This window comes from Streptomyces sp. NPDC002835 (assembly GCF_053591995.1).
The window spans coordinates 68838-92851 of sequence record NZ_JBSFUW010000004.1 but is presented as its reverse complement, the minus strand read 5'-3'; the positions used below and the strand labels follow the sequence as shown (position 1 = coordinate 92851).

Annotated in this window: 21 protein-coding genes and 1 pseudogene; 7 read left to right on the top strand and 15 right to left on the bottom strand. The window is 71.7% G+C overall.

Features of this window, described 5'->3' with window-relative positions; all coding sequences use genetic code 11:
- Positions 1-3: 3 nt before the first annotated feature.
- The 10 genes and pseudogenes from ACWD01_RS06030 to ACWD01_RS05985 form a co-directional block, all read right to left on the bottom strand.
- A complete protein-coding gene (locus ACWD01_RS06030; RefSeq protein WP_451158867.1) occupies positions 4-648 on the bottom strand; it encodes a pilus assembly protein TadG-related protein in 645 nt (214 codons plus the stop codon).
- A complete protein-coding gene (locus ACWD01_RS06025) occupies positions 645-896 on the bottom strand; it encodes a Flp family type IVb pilin (RefSeq protein ID WP_451158865.1) in 252 nt (83 codons plus the stop codon). The genes ACWD01_RS06030 and ACWD01_RS06025 overlap by 4 nt, the downstream gene beginning before the upstream one ends.
- Positions 897-1069: 173 nt before the next feature.
- A complete protein-coding gene (locus ACWD01_RS06020; RefSeq protein WP_451158547.1) occupies positions 1070-1960 on the bottom strand; it encodes a DUF5936 domain-containing protein in 891 nt (296 codons plus the stop codon).
- A gap of 30 nt (positions 1961-1990) precedes the next feature.
- A complete protein-coding gene (locus ACWD01_RS06015; protein ID WP_451158545.1) occupies positions 1991-2929 on the bottom strand; it encodes a type II secretion system F family protein in 939 nt (312 codons plus the stop codon).
- 224 nt (positions 2930-3153) lie between these two features.
- Positions 3154-4488 (bottom strand): annotated as a pseudogene (locus ACWD01_RS06010) (CpaF family protein); the annotation flags it as partial.
- Complete coding sequence (locus ACWD01_RS06005; protein WP_451158543.1) at positions 4485-4841, bottom strand: TadE/TadG family type IV pilus assembly protein; 357 nt, start codon at positions 4839-4841, stop codon at positions 4485-4487. The gene ACWD01_RS06005 and the pseudogene ACWD01_RS06010, both read right to left, overlap by 4 nt.
- A gap of 119 nt (positions 4842-4960) precedes the next feature.
- Positions 4961-5302, bottom strand: coding sequence for a pilus assembly protein (locus ACWD01_RS06000; RefSeq protein WP_451158541.1), 342 nt, complete (start codon positions 5300-5302; stop codon positions 4961-4963).
- A 74-nt stretch (positions 5303-5376) separates the two neighbouring features.
- The gene (locus ACWD01_RS05995; protein WP_451158539.1) at positions 5377-6615 is read right to left on the bottom strand and encodes an AAA family ATPase; all 1239 of its coding nucleotides are present in this window, start codon (positions 6613-6615) and stop codon (positions 5377-5379) included.
- A gap of 7 nt (positions 6616-6622) precedes the next feature.
- Positions 6623-7336: a Flp pilus assembly protein CpaB gene (cpaB, locus tag ACWD01_RS05990; RefSeq protein ID WP_451158537.1), complete on the bottom strand. Its 714-nt coding sequence runs from the start codon at positions 7334-7336 to the stop codon at positions 6623-6625.
- 54 nt (positions 7337-7390) lie between these two features.
- Positions 7391-8251: a hypothetical protein gene (locus ACWD01_RS05985; RefSeq protein ID WP_451158535.1), complete on the bottom strand. Its 861-nt coding sequence runs from the start codon at positions 8249-8251 to the stop codon at positions 7391-7393.
- Between the two features lie 264 nt (positions 8252-8515).
- Between ACWD01_RS05985 and ACWD01_RS05980 the strand changes: the two genes are divergently transcribed.
- Positions 8516-10222: a chitinase gene (locus tag ACWD01_RS05980; RefSeq protein WP_451158533.1), complete on the top strand. Its 1707-nt coding sequence runs from the start codon at positions 8516-8518 to the stop codon at positions 10220-10222.
- 108 nt (positions 10223-10330) lie between these two features.
- On the opposite strand, the gene ACWD01_RS05975 is transcribed toward ACWD01_RS05980, so the two are convergent.
- Both ACWD01_RS05975 and ACWD01_RS05970 read right to left on the bottom strand, forming a co-directional pair.
- Complete coding sequence (locus tag ACWD01_RS05975; RefSeq protein WP_356897252.1) at positions 10331-11638, bottom strand: Nramp family divalent metal transporter; 1308 nt, start codon at positions 11636-11638, stop codon at positions 10331-10333.
- Positions 11639-11713: 75 nt separating this feature from the next.
- On the bottom strand, positions 11714-12970 hold the full coding sequence (locus ACWD01_RS05970) for a serine/threonine-protein kinase (protein WP_451158863.1): 1257 nt from the start codon (positions 12968-12970) through the stop codon (positions 11714-11716).
- 180 nt (positions 12971-13150) lie between these two features.
- Between ACWD01_RS05970 and ACWD01_RS05965 the strand changes: the two genes are divergently transcribed.
- Positions 13151-14497: a M14 family metallopeptidase gene (locus ACWD01_RS05965; RefSeq protein ID WP_451158531.1), complete on the top strand. Its 1347-nt coding sequence runs from the start codon at positions 13151-13153 to the stop codon at positions 14495-14497.
- Positions 14498-14717: 220 nt separating this feature from the next.
- On the top strand, positions 14718-15464 hold the full coding sequence (locus ACWD01_RS05960) for an SCO2400 family protein (protein ID WP_451158529.1): 747 nt from the start codon (positions 14718-14720) through the stop codon (positions 15462-15464).
- A gap of 51 nt (positions 15465-15515) precedes the next feature.
- Here the strand turns inward: ACWD01_RS05960 and ACWD01_RS05955 are convergent, their stop codons facing one another.
- The 3 genes from ACWD01_RS05955 to ACWD01_RS05945 are packed head-to-tail and all read right to left on the bottom strand — an operon-like array spanning position 15516 to position 17859.
- Positions 15516-15920, bottom strand: coding sequence for a RidA family protein (locus ACWD01_RS05955; protein WP_451158527.1), 405 nt, complete (start codon positions 15918-15920; stop codon positions 15516-15518).
- Positions 15917-16681 carry an IclR family transcriptional regulator gene (locus ACWD01_RS05950; protein WP_451158525.1) on the bottom strand — a complete coding sequence of 255 codons (765 nt, stop codon included), beginning with the start codon at positions 16679-16681 and terminating at the stop codon, positions 15917-15919. The genes ACWD01_RS05955 and ACWD01_RS05950 overlap by 4 nt, the downstream gene beginning before the upstream one ends.
- Positions 16678-17859 carry a sugar kinase gene (locus tag ACWD01_RS05945; protein WP_451158523.1) on the bottom strand — a complete coding sequence of 394 codons (1182 nt, stop codon included), beginning with the start codon at positions 17857-17859 and terminating at the stop codon, positions 16678-16680. The genes ACWD01_RS05950 and ACWD01_RS05945 overlap by 4 nt, the downstream gene beginning before the upstream one ends.
- A gap of 129 nt (positions 17860-17988) precedes the next feature.
- Here ACWD01_RS05945 and ACWD01_RS05940 point away from each other — a divergent pair, with 129 nt between their 5' ends.
- The 4 genes from ACWD01_RS05940 (at position 17989) to ACWD01_RS05925 (ending at position 23858) form a co-directional block, all read left to right on the top strand.
- On the top strand, positions 17989-19263 hold the full coding sequence (locus tag ACWD01_RS05940) for an amino acid deaminase (RefSeq protein ID WP_451158521.1): 1275 nt from the start codon (positions 17989-17991) through the stop codon (positions 19261-19263).
- Between the two features lie 407 nt (positions 19264-19670).
- Positions 19671-21296, top strand: coding sequence for an N-acyl-D-amino-acid deacylase family protein (locus ACWD01_RS05935; RefSeq protein WP_451158519.1), 1626 nt, complete (start codon positions 19671-19673; stop codon positions 21294-21296).
- Positions 21297-21561: 265 nt separating this feature from the next.
- Positions 21562-22506, top strand: a complete 945-nt coding sequence (rfbA, locus tag ACWD01_RS05930; protein ID WP_451158517.1) for a glucose-1-phosphate thymidylyltransferase RfbA — start codon at positions 21562-21564, stop codon at positions 22504-22506.
- A gap of 800 nt (positions 22507-23306) precedes the next feature.
- Positions 23307-23858: a hypothetical protein gene (locus ACWD01_RS05925; RefSeq protein ID WP_451158515.1), complete on the top strand. Its 552-nt coding sequence runs from the start codon at positions 23307-23309 to the stop codon at positions 23856-23858.
- Positions 23859-24014 lie beyond the last annotated feature (156 nt).

Here is a 24014-nt window from a genome sequence, read left to right as displayed (position 1 = left end):
CGCTCATCGGGCTCGTGCCTCGGCCAGTCTGACGGTGAAGAGATCTGCCATGTCGGGCAGTAGATCCAGGTTCTCGGGGTCTATGACCCAGTCCTCGGAATCACAGAGCAGCTTGCCGGGTGAGGGCTTCTCCTTGTCGTCCTCGGCTCCCTCGTCATCAGGGTCCGGCGCTTCGCTCTCCTCGGGCGCGAACGTGCAGCGTGGTTCGACCACGGCGGTGGCCGTTGCCGTGGCGTGCTTGGTCCCCGTTCCCTCGATGACGCTGTCGCCCATCGATTCCCGGGACCTCACGTTGACCGTGAAGCCCCAGCGTCCGTCGTTCAGCGGTACACAGTCGTTGTAGCCGGCCACCGCGTCGTTCCTCGCAGCGAAGTCCACCGCCCGCGTACAACCGTCCGGGGTGTCGACCGGCATCCGGCCGCCGAAGATCGCTTCCAGGTCGTCGATGACGTCCTCTAGGTCCAGCTCATCCCTCGACTGCTTGGCCGCTGCCAGAGCGGCCGCGTCCGCCGCCGTCTGCGTGCCGTTGCGGGTCACATCGGCCTGCCCGAAGGCCAGGTACACAAGGACGAGGAAGAGCAGGCCGACCACGGCGGCCATGTAGATGGGGGTTGCCTGACCGCGATCACCGGCGGGCGAGCGGCTCAGCCTGCACCCCCGCCACCGCCTCCCCCGCCGCCCCCACCACCGCTGTTGAGGACAGAGTTGATCTTTTCGGTGAACGTGTCGGCGATCGACGCGCCCAGATTCGTGTTCAGCAGCAGCACCACAATCGCCACCACCAGGATCGTGATCCCCACGTACTCGATCGACCCCTGCCCTCGATCCCCACGCAGGTGTCTGCGGAGCCTCGTCGCAGCAGCAGCCGTGACCCCGAGCAGGCCGAAGTCCTTCATGGCTTACCCCTCGTTCCCCTTCGACGGACCGCTCGTACATGTCGGTCCGGCCTCCCTCGCCGCTGATCACTCCGTGGAGTCTCCCGGCTACACCGGGGCCCCGGAGGAAATCTCCCACATTCGCTTGCGTGAGCGAAGACACTTGGGTCAATCATCGCCAAGTCAACACCTGGTCAACCCCCGAAGATGGCACCGAAGTCGACGTCGGCCGCGTAGTAGAAGCCGGCCACGATGAGGATCATCGTGCCGGGGAGCATGAAGCTCGTGACGATCAGCGTCGCTTTCGGGACCGCCTTGGCGGCCTTGCGGCGGGCGTTCTGGGCGTCGGTGCGGCGCATGTCGTTGGCGATCTGGATCAGGGTGTCGACGATGGGGGCGCCCAGTTCCTCGCCCTGTTGCAGGGCGGAGACGAACATCGAGACCTGGTCCGACTCGTTGCGGCGGCGCAGTTGTTCGAAGGCCTCTCGGCGGCCCATGCCCATGTCCATCTGGCGCAGGGTGATGCGCAGTTCGTCGGACCAGGGGCCGTCGTACTTCTCCGCGACGCGTTCCAGGGCCTGGCGGAAGCCGAGGCCGGCGGAGACGACGACCGCGAGCACGTCGAGGAAGTCCGGCAGGGTGCGTTCGATGTCGTCGCGGCGGCGGGCGATGGCGGCCCGGAGCAGGACGTCCGTCCAGAACAGGCCGTAGAGGAGGAAGAAGACGGCGAAGACGACGTGGCCGTTCATCAGCATCCCGAAGGCGACGAGCGTGCCGAGGAACCCGTACACGGCGCGGCGGGCCGCGTAGCGGTCGACCGTCAGGCCGCCGGGGTTGCCCGCCATGTCGAGCCTGCGGCGGACCCGGTCGACCCGGCGCGGGCCCATCAGCCGCAGCACCGAGGGCGCCCAGCGCATGCCGAGGCGGTCGATGGCCATGCCCGGGTAGCTGGTGCGGGTGGCGCCGATCTCGAGGGCCACGGCGAGGTCGCCGGGGAGCTTGGCCTCCGCCCGGTACATGCGGATGCCGTGGAAGACGCCGAGGACGGCGAGGCCGAGTACGGCGGCCAGGGCGAGTCCGAGCATGTGTGCCTCCCTCCAGGTTCAGATCGGGCGTCAGATGCGGACGCGGGTGAGTCGGTTGATGAGGGCGAAGCCGAGGGCGTACAGCCCGGCGGCGACGAGCACGGCGAGCCGGCCGCCGAGCGCGCCGGTCATGGCGTCGAGCGCGCCGTCCCGCATGCCGCTGATGACGAGCAGGAAGCCCAGGCCGAGCACGGGGACGGCCACCGCCGTCACCTTGACCTGGGAGAGCAGGGTGGTGACCTCGCGCCGTGTCTCCTTGCGCTCCTCCAGGGTGTCGGTGAGGTTGCGCAGCGAGGTGACGATGGTGCCGCCCGCCCGGTTGGAGAGGATCAGCGTGGAGACGAGCACGGTCAGTTCGCGCGAGGGCAGGCGTTCCACGAGGTCGCCGAGGGCGTCGTCGAGGGAGCGGCCGAGGGCGAGCTGGTCGGCGACGCGGCGCAGTTCCTCGCGGGCGGGGTCGTCGAGTTCCTCCACCGCCATGCCGATGGCGGTGCGCAGGGCGAGCCCGGCCTGGGTGGCGTTGGCGAGTACGCGGGTGAGCTCGGGCAGCTGGTTGATGAACGCCTCGGTGCGTTTGGCGCGCTGCCAGTTGAGGAATCCTTGTGCGCCCCAGAGCCCGATCAGTACGGCGAGCAGGCCGAAGAAGGGCGCGAAGACCGAGCCGACGACGAAGTAGAGGGCGAGCAGCGCGGCGGCGGCGTAGACGGCGTACTCGCCGGTGGTGAGGTCGAGCCCGGTGGCGGAGAGGGAGCGTTCGATGCGCCGGCCGAGGCGGGTACGGCGCAGCCTGCGGTCGAGCCCCGCGAAGCGTCGCCGGCGGCCGCCGGCGACGGCGAGTGGGCCGGTCTGCGACATGCGGTCCACGAGCGCCTGGTGCTGTGCCTGGCCGGCCGACCAGCTGCGTACGCCGAGGACGGCGAGTACGCAGCCGAGCAGGGTGACGCCGAGCGTGAGGAGCGGGAGGTTCATCGCGGCTGCCGGCCTTCCGGTGACTGGCCCGGCCACGGGCCCTCAGGCGGCGCGAAGCCCCCAGCGCCCGGCCCGGCCCACGGGTCGCCCTGCGGCGGCACCGGCCCCGGCCACGGGCCCTCAGGCGGCGCAACCGCCCCCGGCTCCACCCGCGCGCTCGCCCCCGCCGCGCCCGCCCCCGGCCCCACCCGCGGGTCCGGGACCGGGCTCAGGCCCGGCGGGACGCGGGTCGTCAGCTCCAGCGGCGTGTCCCCGACCCCGAAGGCCGGGGGGATCGCCTCGCCCGCCATGTAGAGGCGTTCCGCGACCCGCCTGGGAAGCGGGAAGTACCGGAAGCGGCCGTGTACGCGCCCGTCGCCGGCCGGCGGTTCCGCGTCGAAGCGGCAGACGGTCACGAAGCGGTAGTCCTCGCGGCCGTACGAGTCGACGACGGCGATCTCGGTGATCTTGCGCGCCCCGTCGGCGTGTCGGGTGAGCTGGACGATGATGTCGACGGCGCTGTTGATCTGGTCGTGGATGGCCGCGAACGGCAGCTCGACCTCGCTCATGGAGCTGAGGGTCTGGAGCCGCATCAGCGCGTCCTCCGCGCTGTTGGCGTGGACGGTGGCGAGGGAGCCGTCGTGGCCGGTCGACATGGCCTGGAGCATGTCGAGGGTCTCGCCGCCGCGGACCTCGCCGACGATGATGCGGTCGGGGCGCATGCGCAGGGAGTTGCGTACGAGGTCGCGGATCGTGATGCGGCCCTTGCCCTCGACGTTGGCCGGGCGGGACTCGAGCGTGATCACATGGTTCTGCTGGAGCCGCAGCTCTGCCGAGTCCTCGATGGTGACGATGCGTTCGCCGTCCGGGATGAGCCCGGAGAGGGCGTTGAGGAGAGTCGTCTTCCCGGTGCCGGTGGCGCCGGACACGATCACGTTGAACTTGGCGCGGACGAGCCCCGCGAGCAGCATCAGGATGTGCTCGTCGAGCGAGCCGAGGCCGATCATCTCCTGGAGGGTGTAGGCGCGGGGGAAGCGGCGGATGGTGAGGACGGGGCCGGTCAGGGAGAGCGGCGGGATGATGACGTTGACGCGCTCGCCGGTGGGCAGCCGGGCGTCGACCATCGGGTTCGCCTCGTCCACCCGGCGGTTGACGGTGGAGACGATGCGTTCGATGGTCTGCATCAGCTGATCGGTGGAGGAGAACCGCAGCGGCAGCTGTTCCAGCCGGCCGCCGCGCTCGACGAAGACCTGCTCGGGGCCGTTGACCATGATCTCGCTGATGGACGCGTCCTCGAGGAGCGGTTCGAGGATGCCGAGGCCGAGCGCCTCGTCCACGACGCGGCGGATGAGGTGCGAGCGTTCGCCGCCGGACAGGACGGGGCCCTCGCGGCTGATGATGTGGCCGAGTACGCGCTCCAGCCGTTCCCGCCGTTCGCCGGCGGCGAGGGCCGACATCTCGGCGAGGTCGATCTCCTCGAGGAGCTTGGCGCGGTAGACGCCGACGAGCCGGCTCTCCTCGCTCTGGCCGTTCGCCGGGTCGGGGCCGTCGATGCGCTGGATACGGGCGCGCAGACTCATCGTGTCGACTCCTCGTCGAGGGGCATCGTGGCGCTCTTGGTGACGCTGCCGAAGCTGACGCCGGGGACGACCTGGGGGATGACGACGGTGACGTCGGCGGTGACCGCGTCGCCGCCCTCCCGGGTGACGACGCCGGCCTCCAGCCAGGAGCTGAGCGCCTGTTGTCCGGCGGACTCCCCGCTGGTCGTCGCGTCGGGCTGGGACGCCACCCGCGCCGCCGCGCGGGCCGCGGTGCCGGCCTGCTGGGCCGCGTACACGGCGAGGCCGACCTGGACGGCGACCGTCATGACGAAGAGGAGCAGGAACAGCCAGCCGCCATACTCGATCGCGCTCTGCCCGCGGTCGCCGCGCATCGCCCGCCACCGCGCGACGCGCCCCGACGAGACCGGACCGCCCCGTCGGCCGACGCGCCCCGACGACGCCCCGCCGCCCCGCCGGCCGACGCGCCCCGACAAGGCCAGGCGGCCCCGCCTCATGGCGTGTCCCGCCGCTCGGTCGCCGCGCCCGCCCGGCCCGTGATCGTGATCGGGAGGTTGACGCCGGGGAACAGCAGCGGCACGTCGAGGGCAACCTCGGCCGTGTACAGGTCGCCGCCCTCGCCGCAGGTCACGGCCGCCGACCAGCCGCCCGTGACGTCCTCCCGGGCGGCCCGCGCGCACGCCGCCGCGCCGCCGCCCTCGGCGCGCGCCCCGGCGGCGACCGCCTTGTCGGCGGCGTTCCCGGCCAGCACGAAGGTGTAGCCGACGAGCGCCGACTGCCACAGCACGGCCAGGGTCACCAGGATGATCGGCACCATGCCGGTGAACTCGATCACCGACTGGCCCCGGTCCCCGGACGCCCGCCGGGTCGTTCCGTACGCCCCCCGGCCCGTTCCGTACGCCCGCCCGGTCATTTCGCGCGCCCGTGCCGTCGTCCGCCCCCGAAGCGGCCGCTCTGCCCGGCGTCCGCCTGGGCGTCCTTCACCAGGCCGAGTTCACCCGCGAGGGCCCACATGGCCTGCTTGACGGAGGACTTGGCCTCCAGGTCCTGCATCCGGCCGGCGTCGACGGCACCCTGGAGTTCGCGGAAGTTCGCGGGGATCGCCGACCGGGCCACCCGGGTCGCGGTGATCTTCGAGATGAGCGGGGGCTGGATCTCGCTGCCGCGCGTATGGCGGTTGACGACCGTGACGGTCTCCTCCGCCTTGCGGATCTGGAGCCGGTCCCAGAGCCGCACCATCCGCTTGGTGGCCCGCACGGTCACCACGTCCGGGGTGGTGAGCAGCAGCGTGGTGTCGGCCATCTCGATGGCGGCGGCGTTGGCGGTGTCCACATGGGTGCCGCAGTCGACGACGACGGTCTCGTACCGCTGCTTCAGCGCGCCGAGGGTCTGCCGTACGAGCCGGTCGCTGACGTCCTCCGCCCGTTCGCCCTCCGCCGGGGCGAGGAGCAGCGCGACGCCCGTCTCGTGGTTGAAGACCGCGTCGGCCAGCACGCGGGCGCCGATGTCCTGGATGGCGGCGAGGTCCACGATGGAGCGCCGGAACTGGACGTCCAGGTAGGAGGCGACGTCGCCGCCCTGGAGGTCGAGGTCGACGAGGGCGGTGGAGCGGCCGGAGGCCGCCGACGCGAGGGCGAGCTGGATAGCCGTGACGGTGGTGCCGACGCCGCCCTTGGCGCCGCTGACGGTGACCACGGTGCCGCCGGGCCCGCCGAAGCCGGTCTCCGGTCCGTGGCCGAGGTGGCGGCGTACGCCCGCGGCCCAGCCGGCCGCGCCCTGGACGCGCTGCGCCAGTTCCTCGTACGTCAGGGGCAGGGAGACGAGGCCGCGGGCGCCGGAGTCCATCGCCGCCGAGTACAGGCCGGGGCTGGTGTCGGCGGTGACGAGCACGACGCCGACGGCGGGGAAGCGCAGGGCGACGTCCCTGATCAGTTCGAGCGCGGGCAGCGGCCCGATCCGTTCGTGGACGAGCACGACCTCGGGCAGTTCGTCGAGCGACTCGGCGGCGAGCCGGGCCAGGGTGTCGACGAGCGAGGTGGAGTCGCCGACCGGGCCGGCCGGTTCGGCGTCGGGGAGCCGGCCGAGCAGGCTGCCGATGGACCGGGCGACGTCGGGGTCGCCGACGGCGGGGAGGATACGCGTCGTCATCCGGCCCTCACTTGTTCTTGTCTTCTGAGAGGTCGTAGCTGCCGTCGCCCGGCCGCAGGGTGGTGGTGCTCCCGTCGGGCAGCAGGGCGAGGCGCACGTGCTCGGCGAAGGACTCGGCGTAGGCGACGCGCTGGGCGTCGGCGGTGTCCAGGGCGAAGGTGATGGGGACGGCCTCGCGGGGGCCGGTCGCGCGGTCGCCGCTCCTGCGGTCGAGGGCGGTGAGTTCGCCGACGTCGATGACCTTGGCGCCCACGACGATGAGCCGGGACTGGTCGGTGCCGGAGTCGTTCTGCGCGGCGAAGGTGGCGAAGATGTTGACCAGGTTGCCGGGGCGGATCTTGCCGGCCACTCCGGTCGCCGCGTCGATCATGATGGCGATCTCCTGCTGGCCGCTCTCCAGTTGCGGCTTCTGCACGATCATGTCGCTCTGGAGGAGCGATCCGCTGCGCAGCCGGGTGACGGCGATCTTCCCGCGCAGTACGCCGAGGTCGGTGACCGCGCTGTCGGACAGCCAGCGTTCGGGTATGGAGACCTTCTCGAACTGGCCGGCGTCGAGCGGCGTGTACGGGGCTATGTCGGCCTTGACGCGGTACGCGGTGGTCTCCGGTCCGACCTTGGAGTTCACGTCGGCGATCACGGTGAGCACGCCGGCGAACGCGGCGATGCCGCAGACGACCGAGAGCAGAATCAGGAGAACGCCGCGGCGCTGCCGTGAATTCATGGGTGGGGCGACCTCGTTCGATGGCGTATGGGGGAGTTCAAGGAGGGCCGGCCGTCAGTGGCCGGCGGTCAGGGCCCTGGGCGCGCCCGTGCGGCTGGAGGCTGCGGTCAGCGGCGCGGAGCAGAAGCCGCAGCGGTCACCGATCAGTTGGATGCCGCACCATGTGCACACCTCTCGCCGGACGGAAGAGACCAGTTGGTACAGGACGGAGACGTCCGGCAGGAAGGCGGCGAACTCGATCAGCCGGGCCGTGCCCCACCAGCGGGCGGAGTCGGCGGGCAGCGGCGCTTCGTGGATGTGCTGCACGTGCCAGGCGGGTGCGAGGGTACCGGTCACCCACTCGGACTGGAGCTGGCCGCGGGCGACGACGAGCTGGGTGGCGTAGTCCGGGCCGGCGAGTTCGCCGCTGCCGGTGCGGACCAGCTGGGGCTTCGGGTGGGCCAGTACGCCGAACTGGGTGCCCGGCATCCACGACTTGGCGTGGGTCTTCAGGCTCACGGGTATCCGGTCGAGCCGGGCGACGGAGCCGAGCAGGGCGCCGGCGTGGATGTAGTGGGAGAGCAGCCGGGCGGCGGAGGCGACGATCCCGGCGCTGAAGTCGCAGATCGACAGCTGCCGCAGCTGCCGGGCGAGTACGGCGACGCCGAGCGGCGGCAGGTCGACCTTGAGAAGGGCGATGCGGTCGCTCTCGAGCACGGCGCGGATCGTGTGCAGCCGGCGTTCGTGGGCGGCGGGGAGCGAGGCCGGGTAGAGGGCGACGACGTAGCCGTGCTGTTCGAGCAGCACGCTCATGTCGCTGACCGCGGCGTCGAGCGGCTGGTCGGCCGGGGCATGGAGCAGGGCAGCGGTGGGCGTCTGGTGATCGCTGGGCGGCAGCACCAGGTCGGCGCTGGTGACTGCTATTGCGGTCGGCACGCTGTTCCCCGTTCAGCTCCGGACACCGGGGTTTCCGGCGGCCGCAGGTCCCTATGCTCCGTGCTCCTGCTGCTCCGTGTCCGCTACTCCGTGTTTCTGCATGAGCACTTTAGCGACGAGGGCGCAGGCAGAGAACACCGAACCGGGGACCAATCACCGCCAGAGGTCTTGACAACCTGATTGGTCTGGACCAGCTTTACGCCACACGGTGGTCACCGTACGAGATCCCCGCCCACCCCCCAACTCCCCCACCGGAGGCCGTAAGTGGACCGCACGACGACACGCTCTCGTAGATGGCTGGGCGCCGGTCTGGCGCTGGCCGTCGGCACCGGGCTCACGCTCATCGGCACGGCAGGGACCGCGCAGGCGGCGGACGTCAACGTCGCCAAGAACGCCGGTTTCGAGTCGGGTCTCGCCCACTGGAACTGCTCCGGCGGCAGTGGCGCCGCGGTCTCCTCCCCTGTGCACGGCGGGGCCTCGGCGCTCAAGGCCACGCCTGCCGGCCAGGACAACGCCAAGTGCTCCCAGTCCGTGGCGGTGAAGCCGAACTCGACGTACTCGCTGAGCGCATGGGTCCAGGGCAGCTACGTCTACCTGGGCGCGAGCGGCACCGGGACGACCGACGTGTCCACCTGGACACCCGGTGGCAGCAGTTGGACGAAGCTCACCACCTCGTTCACCACCGGCGCGAACACCACCTCGGTGACCGTCTACACGCACGGCTGGTACGGGCAGCCCGCCTACCACGCCGACGACATCAGCGTCTTCGGCCCCGACGGCGGTGGTGGCACCGACCCGGACCCGGTGGTCCCCGCGGCGCCCGGCGCGCCCTCGGTCGGCGCCGTGACGTCCTTCTCCGTGGCCCTGAGCTGGGGCCCGGTCTCCGGCGCGACCGGCTACAACGTCTACCGCGACGGCGCCAAGGTCCAGTCGTCCTCCGGCACCTCGGCGACGGTGACGGGCCTGAGCGCGGACACCGCCTACCGGTTCCAGGTCACCGCCACGAACGCGGCGGGCGAGTCGGCCAAGTCGGCGGCCGTGACCGGCCGCACCAGCGCGGGCGGCGGTGAGCCGGACCCGAATCCGTCGGTGCCCCGGCACGCGCTGACCGGCTACTGGCAGAACTTCGACAACGGCGCCACCGTGCAGAAGCTGCGGGACGTGCAGGCGCAGTACGACATCATCGCCGTGTCGTTCGCCGACTCGACGGCCACGCCCGGCCAGATCGTCTTCAACCTCGACCCGGCCGTCGGATACGCCTCCGTCGCCGACTTCAAGGCCGACATCGCCGCGAAGAAGGCCGCAGGCAAGTCCGTGATCATCTCGGTGGGCGGCGAGAAGGGCAACGTCACCATCAACAGTGACGCATCCGCCACGGCCTTCGCGAACAGCGCCTACGCGCTGATGCAGGAGTACGGCTTCAGCGGTGTCGACATCGACCTGGAGCACGGCATCAACTCGACGTATCTGACGAAGGCGCTGCGCCAGCTGTCGCAGAAGGCGGGCTCGTCGATGGTGCTGACGATGGCGCCGCAGACGATCGACATGCAGAACACGGGCACGGAGTACTTCAAGACGGCGCTGGCCGTGAAGGACATCCTCACCGTCGTCAACATGCAGTACTACAACAGCGGTTCGATGCTCGGCTGCGACGGCAAGGTGTACTCGCAGGGCTCGGTCGACTTCCTGACCGCGCTCGCCTGCATCCAGCTCGAAGGCGGCCTGGCCCCGTCGCAGGTCGGCCTCGGCGTCCCCGCCTCCACCCGCGGCGCGGGCAGCGGTTACGTCAGCCCGACCATCGTGAACAACGCACTGGACTGCCTGACCCGCGGCACGAACTGCGGCTCCTTCAAGCCCTCGAAGACCTACCCGGGCCTGCGGGGCGCCATGACCTGGTCCACCAACTGGGACGCGACGGCCGGCAACGCCTGGTCGAACGCGGTGGGACCGCACGTCCACAACCTGCCGTAGCCACCACGCCTGCCCCGAACGCCACCCCCGACCCCCTGGGCCGGGCCCGCGCCGCCGCTCCCCCGCCGGCGCAGGCCCGGCCCGTGGGCCGTTCCGGGGTGTACCGGGCTACCAGGGCAGTTCGCGCACCTGCTGCACGCACAGCACGACGAAGAGCAGCCCCGCCGCCGAGAGCATCACATTGCTCAGCGGACCGTTGCGCCACTCCGGCGGGGTGCGCGAGGAGTTGAGCAGCCAGACCAGGGTGAGCGCCAGGAACGGCATGAAGAACGCCCCCAGCACGCCGTAGGCGATGACCAGCCCGAAGGGCCGGTCCAGGAAGAGCAGCGCCATCGGCGGGAACGTCAGCCAGAGCAGATACGCGCGGAAGGGCAGCGAGTGCTCCTTCTTGCCGGCCGCCACCTCCTCGACCGTGCCCTCGTCCGCCGGCACGCCCTTGCGGTCGCGCTGCAGCCGCTCGACGAAGTCGGCGAACATCAGGCTCACGCCGTGCCACACGCCGATCAGCGACGAGAACGAGGTGGCGAGGAAGCCGATCAGGAACAGCTTGGCCGTCGTCGCGCCGTACTTGTCCTCGAGGACGGCGCCCAGGTCGATCAGGCCCCGGTCGCCCGAGGTGAGCGCGATGTTCGAGGCGTGCAGCAGCTCGGCGCCGACGATCAGCATCGCGACGACGAAGATGCCGGTGGTGAGGTAGGCGACCCGGTTGTCGAGGCGCATGACCTTCATCCAGCCGGTGTTGGTCCAGCCCTTGGCGTTCACCCAGTAGCCGTACGCCGCCATGGTGATGGTGCCGCCGACGCCGCCGACGAGACCGAGCGTGTAGAGCAGCGACCCGTCCGGCAGCACCGGCACGAGGCCCGCGAAGGACGCGCCGATGTCGGGCGAGACGCGGATCGCGACGTACACGACGACGACGAACATCACGCCGACGAGCACCGTCATGACCTTCTCGAAGACGGCGTACCGGTTGAACCAGACGAAGACCAGGCCGATCAGGCCGGTGATCACGGCCCAGACCTTGAGGTCGGGCCCGTCGGGCCAGAGGGCCACGATCGGCAGGGCACTGGAGGACATCGCGGTCGCGCCGTAGACGAACCCCCAGACGACGACGTAGATCGCGAAGTAGACGCCGGTCCACTTCCCGAGCGAGCGCCAGCCCTCGAAGAGGGTGCGACCGGTCGCCAGATGCCAGCGTCCGCAGGCCTCGGCGAGCGAGATCTTGACGACGCAGCCGATGACCGCCGCCCACATCAGGGTGTATCCGAACTTGCTGCCCGCGACGAGGGTCGCGACCAGGTCCCCGGCACCGACCCCGGTCGCCGCCACGACGATCCCGGGCCCGATGTACTTCCAACTGGACTTGCGCGGTACGGAGAGCGCCCCGTCCGGGCTGTGCTCGGTGGTGCCTGCCATGGCATGCCGCCTTCCCACTCGTCCCACCTGTGACCCGTGTCACCAAAGCGGTGCGCGGGTGATCGCGCAAGAGGGTCAGCGTCCGTCGCGGTCGGCGGGGGCGGGGAAGCAGTGGGACAGGATCCGGTCGAGCTGTCCGGTCAGCTCGTGCAGTCCGGCGGACCGGCTCAGGTACACGCGGGAGCGGTACGCCTTGCCGTCGTAGAGGGTCACGGTGATCTCGAACCGGGTGCCGCGGGGGTTGGCCGCGTACTCGACCTGGCCGACCTCGTCCCAGCCGAACTCGGCCTCCGCGTCGTCCACGGCCAGCAGGATCCCGGCCTCGTCGGCCGTGACGGACCCGAACCGGTCGGCGACGTGGAAGACGGGCACGGGTGACGGCGGTTCGGCGTCGGCGGGCGAGGGAACGGCCCCGGCGGACAGCGGCACGGCGTCGGCCGGCGCGGGCTCCGCGTCGGCGGGCGGCGGCACGGGCCGGGCGTAAGACGGCGGCGCAGAGGGCGGTGTCGCGGGTGACGGCGGTGCGGGTGACGCGGGCGCGGGATTCCTGACGGCCGCCGCGTACGCGGTCGGCACCCGGTCCTCCGGCTCGGCGGCGGCCGTCGCCGCGTGCAGCGGCGCGAGCGCGTCCAGCAGCGCCGCCGGGCCGGGGCGCTCTCCGGGGGACTTGGCCAGGCAGGCGGTCGCCGTCTCCCGCAGCCCCGCCGGCACCGCGGACACGTCCGCCGGCTCGTGGACCGAGCGGTACATGAGCCCCATCGGTGTTCCCCCGCCGAAGGCCCTGCCGCCCGCGGCCGCCACCAGCACCGCGCCGAGCGCGAAGACGTCCGCCGCGCCGGTCACCTCTTCGCCGAGCGCCTGCTCCGGCGCGAGGTAACCGGGAGTGCCGAACGCCGTTCCCGTCGCCGTGAGCCGGGTGGACTCCACGGCGCGGGCGATGCCGAAGTCGAGGACCCGCGGTCCGTCCTCGGCCATGATGATGTTGCCCGGCTTGAGATCGCGGTGGACCAGGCCGCAGGCGTGGACGGCGATCAGCGCCTCCGCCAGCGCGGCTCCCAGGGTGCGCAACGACGGCTCGTCCATGGCGCCCTGAGTGGTGATCAGGTCGGCGAGGGTCGGGCCGGGTATGTAGGCGGTGGCCAGCCAGGGCGGGTCCGCGTCCGGGTCGGCGTCGACCACGGGCGCCGTGTGGAAGCCGCCGACCTTGCGGGCCGCCGCGACCTCCGCGCGGAAGCGTTCACGGAAGGAGGGGTCGGCGGCCAGTTCCGGTCGTGCGACCTTCACCGCGACCGGGCGACCGCCACGCGAACGGGCCAGGTGCACCGTGCCCATGCCGCCCTCGCCCAGGCAACGTTCCACCAGGTACCCGCCGATGCGCTCCACGGGCCACAGTATGGCCCGAATGACCGGCCAGCACCTTGACCTGACCATGTCATTTAGTCACGATTGCACGACCACCCGCACGTACGTCGCACCTGAGCACCCCCCACAACTCCCCACCCAGGAGACAGCATGCGACTTCGCATCCGGGCGAACCGCGGGAAGGCCGCCACCCTCGCGGCCGTCCTCGCGCTCGCCGTGGCGGCGCCCATCAGCGCCAGCGCCTCGCCCCCGCCGGACCGGACCGCCCCGGCCCCGGCCGCCGCCGAGGAGAAACAGCAGACCAGGCAGTACCTGATCCACGGACCCGACACCGTCGCCGACCGGACCGCCATCGCCCGCACCGGTGTGTCGATCGACGAGGCCGACGACCACACGGTCGTCGTCAGCGCCGACGCCGCGCAGGCCAGGCGTCTGCGCGCCCTCGGGCACACGCTGGAGGCGCTGCCCGCGCCGCCCCTGCGCACCGCGGCGGCGGACGTGAAGCCGTTCGACTTCCCGTCGGCCGACTCCCGCTACCACAACTACGCCGAGATGACGGCGGAGATCAACCAGCGTGTGGCGCAGTACCCGAACATCATGAGCAAGCGCGTCATCGGCAAGAGCTACCAGGGCCGCGACATCGTCGCCGTCAAGATCAGCGACAACGTGGCGGCCGACGAGAACGAGCCCGAGGTCCTCTTCACCCACCACCAGCACGCCCGCGAGCACCTCACCGTCGAGATGGCGCTGTATCTGCTGCGCGAGTTCGGCGAGGACTACGGCAGCGACCGGCGGATCACCGACGCCGTGAACGGCCGCGAGATCTGGATCATCCCGGACCTCAACCCGGACGGCGGCGAGTACGACATCGCCACCGGCCGCTACCGCAGCTGGCGCAAGAACCGGCAGCCCAACTCCGGCTCGTCGTACGTCGGCACCGACATGAACCGCAACTGGGACTACAAGTGGGGCTGCTGCGGCGGCTCCTCCGGCTCCGCGAGCTCCGACACGTACCGCGGCCGGGCCGCCGAGTCCGCGCCCGAGGTGAAGGTGGTCGCCGACTTCGTCCGCAGCCGCGTCGTCGGCGGGAAGCAGCAGATCGCCACGGGCATCGACTTCCACACCTACAGCGAGCTGGTGCTCTGGCCGTACGGCTGGACCTACTCCGACACCGCGCCCGGTATGACCCAGGACGACCGGGACGCCTTCGCCGCCGTCGGGAGGAAGATGGGCGCGAGCAACGGATACACGGCCGAGCAGTCGAGCGATCTCTACATCACCGACGGGTCGATCGACGACTGGCTGTGGGGAGACCAGCGGATCTTCGGCTACACCTTCGAGATGTACCCGTCCGGCTGGGGCGGCGGCGGCTTCTACCCGCCCGACGAGGTGATCGAGCGCGAGACCGCCCGCAACCGCGACGCGGTACTCCAACTGCTGGAGAACTCGGACTGCATGTACCGGTCCATCGGAAAGGAACAGCAGTACTGCTCCTGACCTAGGCCGGCCCGGCCCCGGCCGGAGCGTCGGCGCCGTCGTGCGGCGGGTCCTCGCGAGGGGCCCGCCGCCAATCTTTCCAAAAGCGTCACAGGGACTGCGCACCGCCTGCGGGACCCGCCGTTAGCGTTGCTCGCCGACCGGCCCGGCACGCAAAACGTGAAATCGGTCGCCGACGCCAGGGCCCGCACGGCGGCGCAGTCAGCACAGGAAGAAGACCATGGACTACTGCTCCACCTGCCGGCGCCACCTCAACGGGGCCCTGGTGTGCCCCGGTTGCGGCGCCTACGCACCGGACATAGCCCCGCCGCCCGTGCTGTCCGCGGCGACGGCCCCGGCGGCGGAGCCGTACGACTTCGAGGAGGCGCCGGCCGCCCCGCCGACCGCTCCCGCCCTGGCGCCCACGCCGGCCGGACCGAGCGGTGAGGGCCGGGCGGCCCGGCGGCGGCAGCTGGCCCGCTGGAAGAAGAACAAGCGCCGGGCCGCCGCCGGTACGGTGATCGCGCTCGTCGGCGGCGCGCTGACGGTCGCCGCGCTGCCGACGGACTCCGGCAGGGGCAACGCCGACGCGGCCGCCGCACCGGACACGGCGCTCCGGGACGCCGCCGTGGCGCACCGGCCCACCACGGCGTCGGCGCGGCCGGCGGAGCGCGCGTCCCGTCCGGCGCGGGAGGCGGCCCCGTCCGCGACGGCGCCGGCCGCCCCGCGACAGCGGACCGCGGCTCCTGCCACGGCCGCGCCGGCTCCCACCCGTCCGGCGCGCACGGCGTCCGCCGCGCCCGACGCGCCCAAGCCGCCGAAGGCCCCCGCCGCACAACCCGCCACGACGGCGCCGGCCGCCCCCGCGGAGCCGCCCGCCGCGTCCGCTCCCGCGCCGGACGAGCCCCAGGCCCCCCAGGCTCCTCCGGAGCAGACGGCGACCACCTCGCCCACCCAGGTCTGCCTTCTCGTCCTCTGCCTCGGCTGACCCCGCACCGCCGCCCGGCGCCTGTGCGCGGGCGGCGGTGCGGTGCGGCGGTCAGTCCAGGACCGCCAGGGCGTCGATCTCGATGAGCAGACCGGCCGGAAGGCCGACGTACACCGTCGTACGGGCGGCCGGGGCCACCGTCAGACCGGCGAAGTACTCGTTGTAGATCTCGTTCATCTCGGCGAAGTGGGCCGTGTCCGTCAGGTAGACGCGGATCATCATCACGTCGTCCCAGCTCGCGCCGCCCTCCTCGATGATCGCCTTGACGTTGGCGAGGGTCTGGAGGGTCTGCTCACGCAGCGTCGGGCCGGCCGGGGTGGGCGCCTGTCCCTCCACGGCGGGCAGGAAGCCGACCTGTCCGGCGACCTGGAGGATGTTGCCCTTGCGGACCCCGTGGGAGAACCGGGCGGGCGGTGCGGTGTGGGTGCTCGGAGTGAGGGCGGTCTTCTCGGTCATGCGCGCGCTTCCTGTCGGGGTGTCTGTCCGGAGTACTCCCGGGTGACGGCGTCGGCCGTGCGGCGCACCAGCGGGAGGAGGGTGAGAAGTTCGTCGGCCGTGACGACGACGTTCGGCGCGGACACCGACATGGCGGCGACGACCCGGCCGTCCGCACCGCGGACCGGGGCCCCGATGCAGTTGATGGACTCCTCGTGGCCACCCAGGTCGGTGGCCCAGCCCTGTTCGCGCACGGTCGCCAGTTCCTCGAGGAAGGCGGCGGCGTTCGGGATCGAACGGGACGTGTACATGGGGAAGTCGAGCATCTCGGCGAGTGCCCGCCGCTCGGCCTCCGGCAGATCGGCGAGCAGCAGCTTCGCCACGGCCGCGACGGTGATCGCGACGGGCTTGCCGATACGGGAGTACATCCGCACCGGGTAGCGGCTCTCGACCTTGTCGATGTAGAGCACCTCGCTCTCCTCGTACACGGCGAGATGGACGGTGTGCCCGGTCTCCTCGTTGAGGGCGACGAGATGGGGGTGGGCGATCTCGCGTACGTCGAGGTTCTCGACGGCCTCCTGCGCCAGCGCGAACAGCCGGGCGCCGAGGCGGTAGCGCTGGTCCTGCTGGCGGTAGACGAGACCGTGCTCGTGGAGGGTGCGCAGCAGCCGCAGCGCGGTGGACTTGTGGACACCGAGACGGCCGGCGACCTGTCCGAGGTCGGCCGGCCCCTCCGCGAGCAGCGGCAGGATGCTCAGCGCACGGTCGACGGTCTGGCTCATGACGTACGTACCTCCTGGTCGTCCCCCGGCCACCCGGGGCCGAGGTGCAGTCTCCCCCAGGCGTCGTCGTCCAGGGCGACGAGCCGGTCGGCGTGCGCGGCGGCGGGCGGCGCCGCGAGGTCGCCGGGGACGGCGAGGGCGGCGGCGGCCCACAGATGCCCGTGCCGCAGCCGCTCCCGCGCGTCCAGCCCGCGCAGCGTCGCGGCCAGGAAGCCGGCGGCGAAGGCGTCACCGGCGCCGACGGGGGCGGTGACGGTGACGCGGGGGGCGGGGGCGTGGACGACGGTGTCGGTGGCGGCGGGCGACGCGGGCGCGGGGCCGCTGCGCGAAATCAGCCCGTCCGGCGTTTGAGGACACCGCGCGAAGCGCGGTAAGGGGTCCGGGGCTTGTCCCCCCACGCGGCGGAGCCGCACATCCGGTACAGCGGGAAGGGGCGGGGAGGGGAACACCCCCCGGGTGAACGACACCGCGCCCGCCGCGCCCCGTTTCACCACCAGGACCGCAGGGTCCGGCAGTGCCGTCCGGATCGCGGCCGGGCCCCGCAGGCCCCATGCCTCCTCCGCCTCGTCCTCGCCGACGAAGACGACGTCCGCCCCGCGCGCCAGGTCCAGCAGGACCCGGGCGTCCCGGGGGTCGCGCCACAGGGCGGGGCGGTGGTTCACGTCGAACGAGAGCAGGGGGCGGTCCTCGCGCGGGGCCGTCAGGTCGCGCATCAGGGCGAGGCAGTCCGGGGACAGGGCGGCCGTGATGCCGGAGACGTGCAGCATCCGGCCGGACCACAGCGCGTCGTACGGCACGGTCGCCGGGGCCATCGCCGAGGCCGCGGAACCGGCGCGGTAGTAGAGGACCTCGTGTCCGTCCGCCGCGCGGTCGGTCGAGGTGCGGAAGTAGACGCCCGTCGGGCGCGACGGGTCACGGGCCACCGCCGACGTGTCGACCCCGTACGCGCCGATGGCCTCCACCAGGTGCTCGCCGAAGCCGTCCGCGCCGACCCGGCCCACCCAGCGGGTGCGGTGACCCGCGGCCGCGAGCGCGCAGGCCACGTTGGACTCCGCGCCGCCGATGCCGCGCACGAACGACGGCACGTCGGCGAGGCGCCCCGCCCGGGTGGGCAGGAACGTCACCATGGACTCGCCGAGGCAGACGACGTCCACGGGCCCGTACACGCTCGCGGTCATGATCGCGTCAGGCTCCTCGCTGGTCGGCCGCCGGGCCCATTGACCCCCGTCGGCTCGGATGTTAGACAGCGGTGAGCGATATACGCAATGGGTGTTGCATAGATTGCAACGCCGTAGAGGAGGGCTTCCATGGCAGCCGACAACGCCGTCGCACGGCTCGCCGACGAACCGGTCGACCACCGCTTCAAGGCGCTCCCGCCCGACGCGGCCGGCCTCACCGTCGGCGAGCTCGCGGCCTCCCGGCGCAATCTCTTCACCGGCGGCTTCACCACGCCCGTACTGGCCCTGTCCGCCGAGTCTCTCGAACACAACCTGGCCCTGCTCGAGACGTACTCGCGGCGCCACGGCCTCGCCTTCGCGCCGCACGGCAAGACGTCGATGTCGCCGCAGCTGTTCGCGCGCCAACTGGAGCACGGCGCCTGGGGCATCACCGCCGCCGTCCCCCACCAGATGCGCGTCTACCGCGCCTACGGGATCCGGCGGATCTTCCTCGCCAACGAGGTCGTCGACGCGGCCGCGCTGCGCTGGATCGCCCAAGAGCTCGACGCCGACCCGGAGTTCCGGCTCATCTGCTACGTCGACTCCGTCCGCGGCGTCGAGCTGATGGACGAGGCCCTGCGCGGAGTGTCCCGCCCGCTGGACGTCGTCGTCGAACTCGGCGCGGGGGACGGCGCCCGCACCGGGGCCCGTACGGAGGCCGACTGCGCGGCCGTCGCCGCCGCGGCCGCCCGGACGGCGACGCTGCGCCTGGTCGGCGTCGCGGGTTACGAGGGCGAGGTCCCGCAGGCCGACGGCGATCGCGTACGCGACTGGCTGCGCCGGCTCGTCGCACTGGCCGCGGACCTCGACAAGGCCGGACGCTTCGACGACACGGACGAGATCGTGATCAGCGCGGGCGGCAGCGCGTGGTTCGACGCGGTCGCCGAGGTCTTCGAGGACGTCCCCGAACTCTCCGCGCCGGTCCTCAAGCTCCTCCGCTCCGGCGCGTACGTCTCGCACGACGACGGCCACTACCGGCACCTCACCCCCTTCAACCGGGTCCCGCGGGAGGGCACGCTCCAGCCGGCGTTCCGGCTGTGGGCGCAGGTCGTCTCACGCCCCACCGCCGAGCAGGCCTTCGTCAACGCGGGCAAGCGGGACGCCGCGTACGACCTCGACCTCCCCGAGGCCCAGGTCGTCCGCTCCGCCCGCACGGGCGCCACCCGCCCCGCCGACGGCATCACGGTGACCGGCCTCTCCGACCAGCACGGCTGGCTCCGGACGGAACCTGGCGCGGAGCTGGAGGTCGGCGACTGGGTGGGGCTGGGGTTGTCGCATCCGTGCACGTCGTTCGACAAATGGCAGCTGATTCCGGTGGTGGAGGGCGACGGGACGGTGGCGGACTTCGTCCGCACGTTCTTCTGACCGCGGGGGTCGTGTTCCCCACCCCGCCCCTTCCCGCTGTACCGATTTGCGGCTCCGCCGCGTGGCGGGCAGGCTCCGGACCCCGTACGGCCTTCGGCCGTCCCCTCAATCACCGGCCGGGCTGGATTTCGCTCCGCGAAATCAGCCCCGCCGGGGGCACCTCCCACGGCCGCCAGGCCGTAGGGGGAGTTTGCGGCGCGGGGTTCGGGGCGGAGCCCCGACGAGACCGGCAAGCTCCAGCCCCGCCGGCGTTTGAGGCGCGGGTCCGGGCAGAGCCCGGTTACGGGAAGGTGGGGGTCCCCCCGCGGCCGCCAGGCCCAGGGGGAGGGTAGGGGAACACGTCCGCCGCAGGCGCCACCCACCCGCACCCGCAACGCCCCGCCCCGCCCCCGAAAGGCGCGCCCCCCATGGACCTCGTCATCCGCGACGCCCGCGTCATCGACGGCACCGGCGCCCCCTCCTACCGCGCCGACGTCGGCGTCCAGGCCGGCCGGGTCGCCGAGATACGACGCGACGGCCCGCCCCTCGCGGGCCGCCGGACGCTCGACGCGCACGGCCTCGTCCTCTCCCCCGGCTTCATCGACATGCACGCCCACTCCGATCTCGCCCTCCTCCGCGACCCGGACCACTCCGCCAAGGCCGCGCAGGGCGTGACGCTCGAAGTGCTCGGGCAGGACGGGCTGTCGTACGCGCCCGTCGACGACACGACGCTCGCCGCCGTACGGCAGGCCGTCACGGGGTGGAACGGCGACGGGTCGGACATCGACTTCGACTGGCGCACGGTCGGGGAGTACCTGGACCGGCTCGACACGAACTTCGGCGGCCGGGGCATCGCCGTCAACGCCGCGTATCTCATCCCGCAGGGCACCGTCCGGATGTACGCCATGGGCTGGGAGGACCGGCCGCCCACCGACGCCGAGCTGGCCCGGATGAGGCGACTGGTCGCCGAGGGCATGGCACAGGGCGCGGTCGGCATGTCGTCAGGGCTGACGTACACGCCGGGCATGTACGCGAAGGACTCCGAGCTCGCCGAACTGTGCCGCGTCGTCGCGGCGTACGACGGCTACTACTGCCCCCATCACCGTTCGTACGGCGCCGGCGCGCTCCGGGCGTACGCGGAGATGGTGGACCTGGCCCGCGAGGCCGGCTGCGCCCTGCATCTCGCGCACGCCACCATGAACTTCGGTGTGAACAGGGGCAGGGCGCCCGAACTGCTCGCGCTGCTGGACGCGGCGCTGGACGGCGGCGCGGACATCAGTCTCGACACGTACCCGTACACCCCGGGCTGCACCACGCTCGTGGCGATGCTGCCGAGCTGGGCGGGCGAGGGCGGGCCGGACGCGGTGCTGGCGCGGCTGCGCGACGAGGAGACGGCGGAGCGGATCCGGCACCACCTGGAGGTGACCGGCTCCGACGGCTGCCACGGTGTGCCGATCGAGTGGGAGACCGTCGAGATCTCCGGCGTGAGCGACCCGGCCCTGGCCGGCCACGTCGGCCGGACGGTCCGGCAGACGGCCGACGAACGCGGCGAGGCGCCGTGGGCGACGGCGCGGCGGCTGCTGATCGAGGACCGGCTCGGTTCGACGATCCTCCAGCACGTCGGCCATGAGGAGAACGTGCGGCAGATCATGCGCCACCGGGTCCACACCGGCGGCAGCGACGGCATCCTCCAGGGCGACAAGCCGCATCCGCGGGCGTACGGAACGTTCCCGCAGTACCTGGGCAGGTACGCGCGCGAGCTGGGCATCCTGTCGCTGGAGGAGACCGTGGCGCATCTGACCTCGCGGCCGGCCGCCCGGCTGCGGCTGCCCGACCGCGGGATGGTCCGCGAGGGGTACCGCGCGGACCTGGTGCTGTTCGACCCCGGGACGGTGGCGGCGGGCTCGACCTTCGAGGAGCCGCGCAGACTGCCGGCCGGCATTCCGTACGTGCTGATCGACGGCCGGTTCGTCATCGAGGACGGGGCCCGCACGGACGTGCTCGCAGGCCGGTCCGTACGCCGCACGCCCTCCACATGGTCTCGCGCGCGGTGATGTCGCAGGCTGGAGCCGTGCTGCTGGTCGGGACCGTCCCGGAGTGTCCGCTGCCTAAGCGCCTCTCCTGGCGTAGGCGCACTCCATCGTGGCGTACACAGATCGACCGCGTCAGGGCCAAGCGACGCAGTCAAACCGAGTACGCGTATTCAGCACAGCCGTCCCCCGCTCGGAAATGATTTCTCGCCGGGCTCACGCCTGCACACACCACTGCGCGCCGCGCCAGTGCCGCCCGATTCAGAGGCAGTTCGTCTATGGTGACGCCATGCGAGGAATTCTGCTGGCCGGCGGCACCGGCTCGCGACTGTGGCCATTGACGCGGGCTGTATCCAAACAATTGCTGCCGGTCTTCGACAAGCCCATGGTCTATTACCCGCTTTCCACGCTGGTGATGGCGGGGATCAGGGAAATTCTGATCATCACCACCTCCGAGGATCAGTACCAGTTCCGTCAGTTGCTCGGCGACGGCGGTCAACTGGGGCTGCGGCTGGAATACGCCACGCAGGAGCGCCCGGCGGGCATCGCCCAAGCCTTCGTGCTGGGTGCCGACTTCATCGAAGGCGAGTCGGTCGCCCTGATCCTGGGCGACAACATCTTCCACGGCAGCGGCCTCGGCACACAGCTGGCCAACCGGGGCGACATGAAGGGCGGCAGGGTATTCGCCTACCAGGTCGCCAACCCCGAGGCCTACGGCGTGGTGGAGTTCGACGAGCTGGGCCGAGCACTGTCCATCGAAGAGAAACCGGCCAGGCCCAGGTCCCGGTACGCCGTGCCCGGACTGTACTTCTATGACAACCACGTCGTGGACATCGCCCGAAGCCTGCGCCCCAGTGCGCGTGGCGAGTTGGAGATCACGGACGTCAACCGCGCCTATCTTGACTCCGGGGCGCTGCACGTCACCCGGCTCGACCGAGGCACAGCCTGGCTGGACACCGGAACCTTCAGCTCCATGGTTCAGGCCTCGGAGTTCGTCCGGGTGATCGAAGAGCGCCAGGGCTTCAAGATCGGCTGCATCGAGGAGGCGGTCTGGCGGGCCGGCCTGATCGACGACGACCGGCTCCAGGCACTGGCCCGGCCGCTGCTCAAGAGCGGGTACGGCCACTATCTGCTGGGACTCCTGGAAGACTCCCGACCTGCCGTCATGCGCCAGAGAGGAAGCGAATCGCTTCAAGACGAACTGCTACGAGCAGGACCGGCCGCTCCCGTGTGATCCCCGAAACCTCGCTGGGATTCGCACCGCGGCGCGATGACGGGCACCCGATCGGCGCCGCCCTGCCCGGCGCATCCGGGAAACGCTGCCTCTCCACTGCGCCCGCAACCTGCTCACCAGTCCCGAGACAGGCCCGGCCATGACCCGCGACCCTCCTGCGGACCCGTCTTCGAACAGTCCGACGCCGAGGCGCGGTCCACGCCCGATGACGCCGCCCTGGCCGCGCTGGAGGCCGGTCGCGCAAGACGCAGCCCCTTGTACGTCGCCCAGCACGACCTGTTGGATTCCAACGTCTCCCTGCGAGATGTGGTGCCATGTCTGATCCCACAACCCATGGAACGGCTGAACCAAGAAGTCACCGCCGCAACCAGTGCCGTCAGAACTCTCCCCCGACCGCACTGCCCTCATCCGCATGGACGGCCAGGCCTGGCCGAGGAGAACAAGGAATGGACCGATGTCCGCCGCATGGATCCGGAACTCCTCGCCAAGGCCCGTCTGCCCTCACTCGGAATTCCATTGGTCTTCATGCCGGTGCGTGGGAAATTGCGCGGCCGCTCGGGTGATCTTCATCCGCGACACGGGCCAACTCGTGAATATTCGGTGGCCGGATGTGAAGGATGGTTCTGTCCGTAGCCGAGGGCGACGTGACCCGCAGGCGAATCAAGCGCACTTGAGAAGTGGGCACGCTTGCGGTGTGATCACTCCAGTTCCGCGAGGAAGGTTCTCTTGTGAGCCGTAAAACGATCCGAAGTTCCCGCATGAAGTCTGCAACCCTGGTTTCGGCGGGAACCCTTGCCGTTGTGCTCAATGTCGTCCCGAGCACAACGGCCGTCGCCGACGCGATCCAGCGGTCCGGCACCCAGCACAGCATGGGGCTGCCGGGCCCCAATGGCGCCACCAGCGCCAGTGCCGACCGCGACCGTGGCCCTAAGGGCGACCGAGGCACGAAGGGCGACCGAGGACCGCAGGGCCCGCAGGGCTTCCAGGGTGCGCCGGGTACGCCGGGCGAGGAGGGCCCGCAGGGCCCGCAGGGCTTCCAGGGTGCGCCGGGTACGCCGGGTGCGGAGGGCCCGCAGGGTGCACAGGGTGCGCCGGGTGCGCAGGGCCCGCAGGGCTTCCAGGGGGCGCAGGGCTCCACGGAGCTCGAGACCTTCGTCGTGACCGGAGTCCAGGGGCCGCAGTCGACTGCCCTCTGCCCCGCTGACGACGTCGCCACCGGCGGCGGGTACGAAGCGTTCGGGCTGACCGTCAACGTCACCCAGAGTGCGCCGGTCGGCGACCCTGCCACTGGATGGCAGGCCTCTGCCACCCTCGGCGAGGTCGTCGCCTTCGCTGTCTGCCACGACGCGTAGGAATCCCGGGAAGGAGTGGGCGGTGCCACGAGGCCTCGGCCTCGTGGCACCGTCCGCATCCCGAGGCGCCACGGACCCAGAGCACGCGCCCCCGCCATCCGGGCTTCAAGCCCCGCACGTCGCAGTGGCCCCGCCGAAAGCGGGGCCACTGCCTTG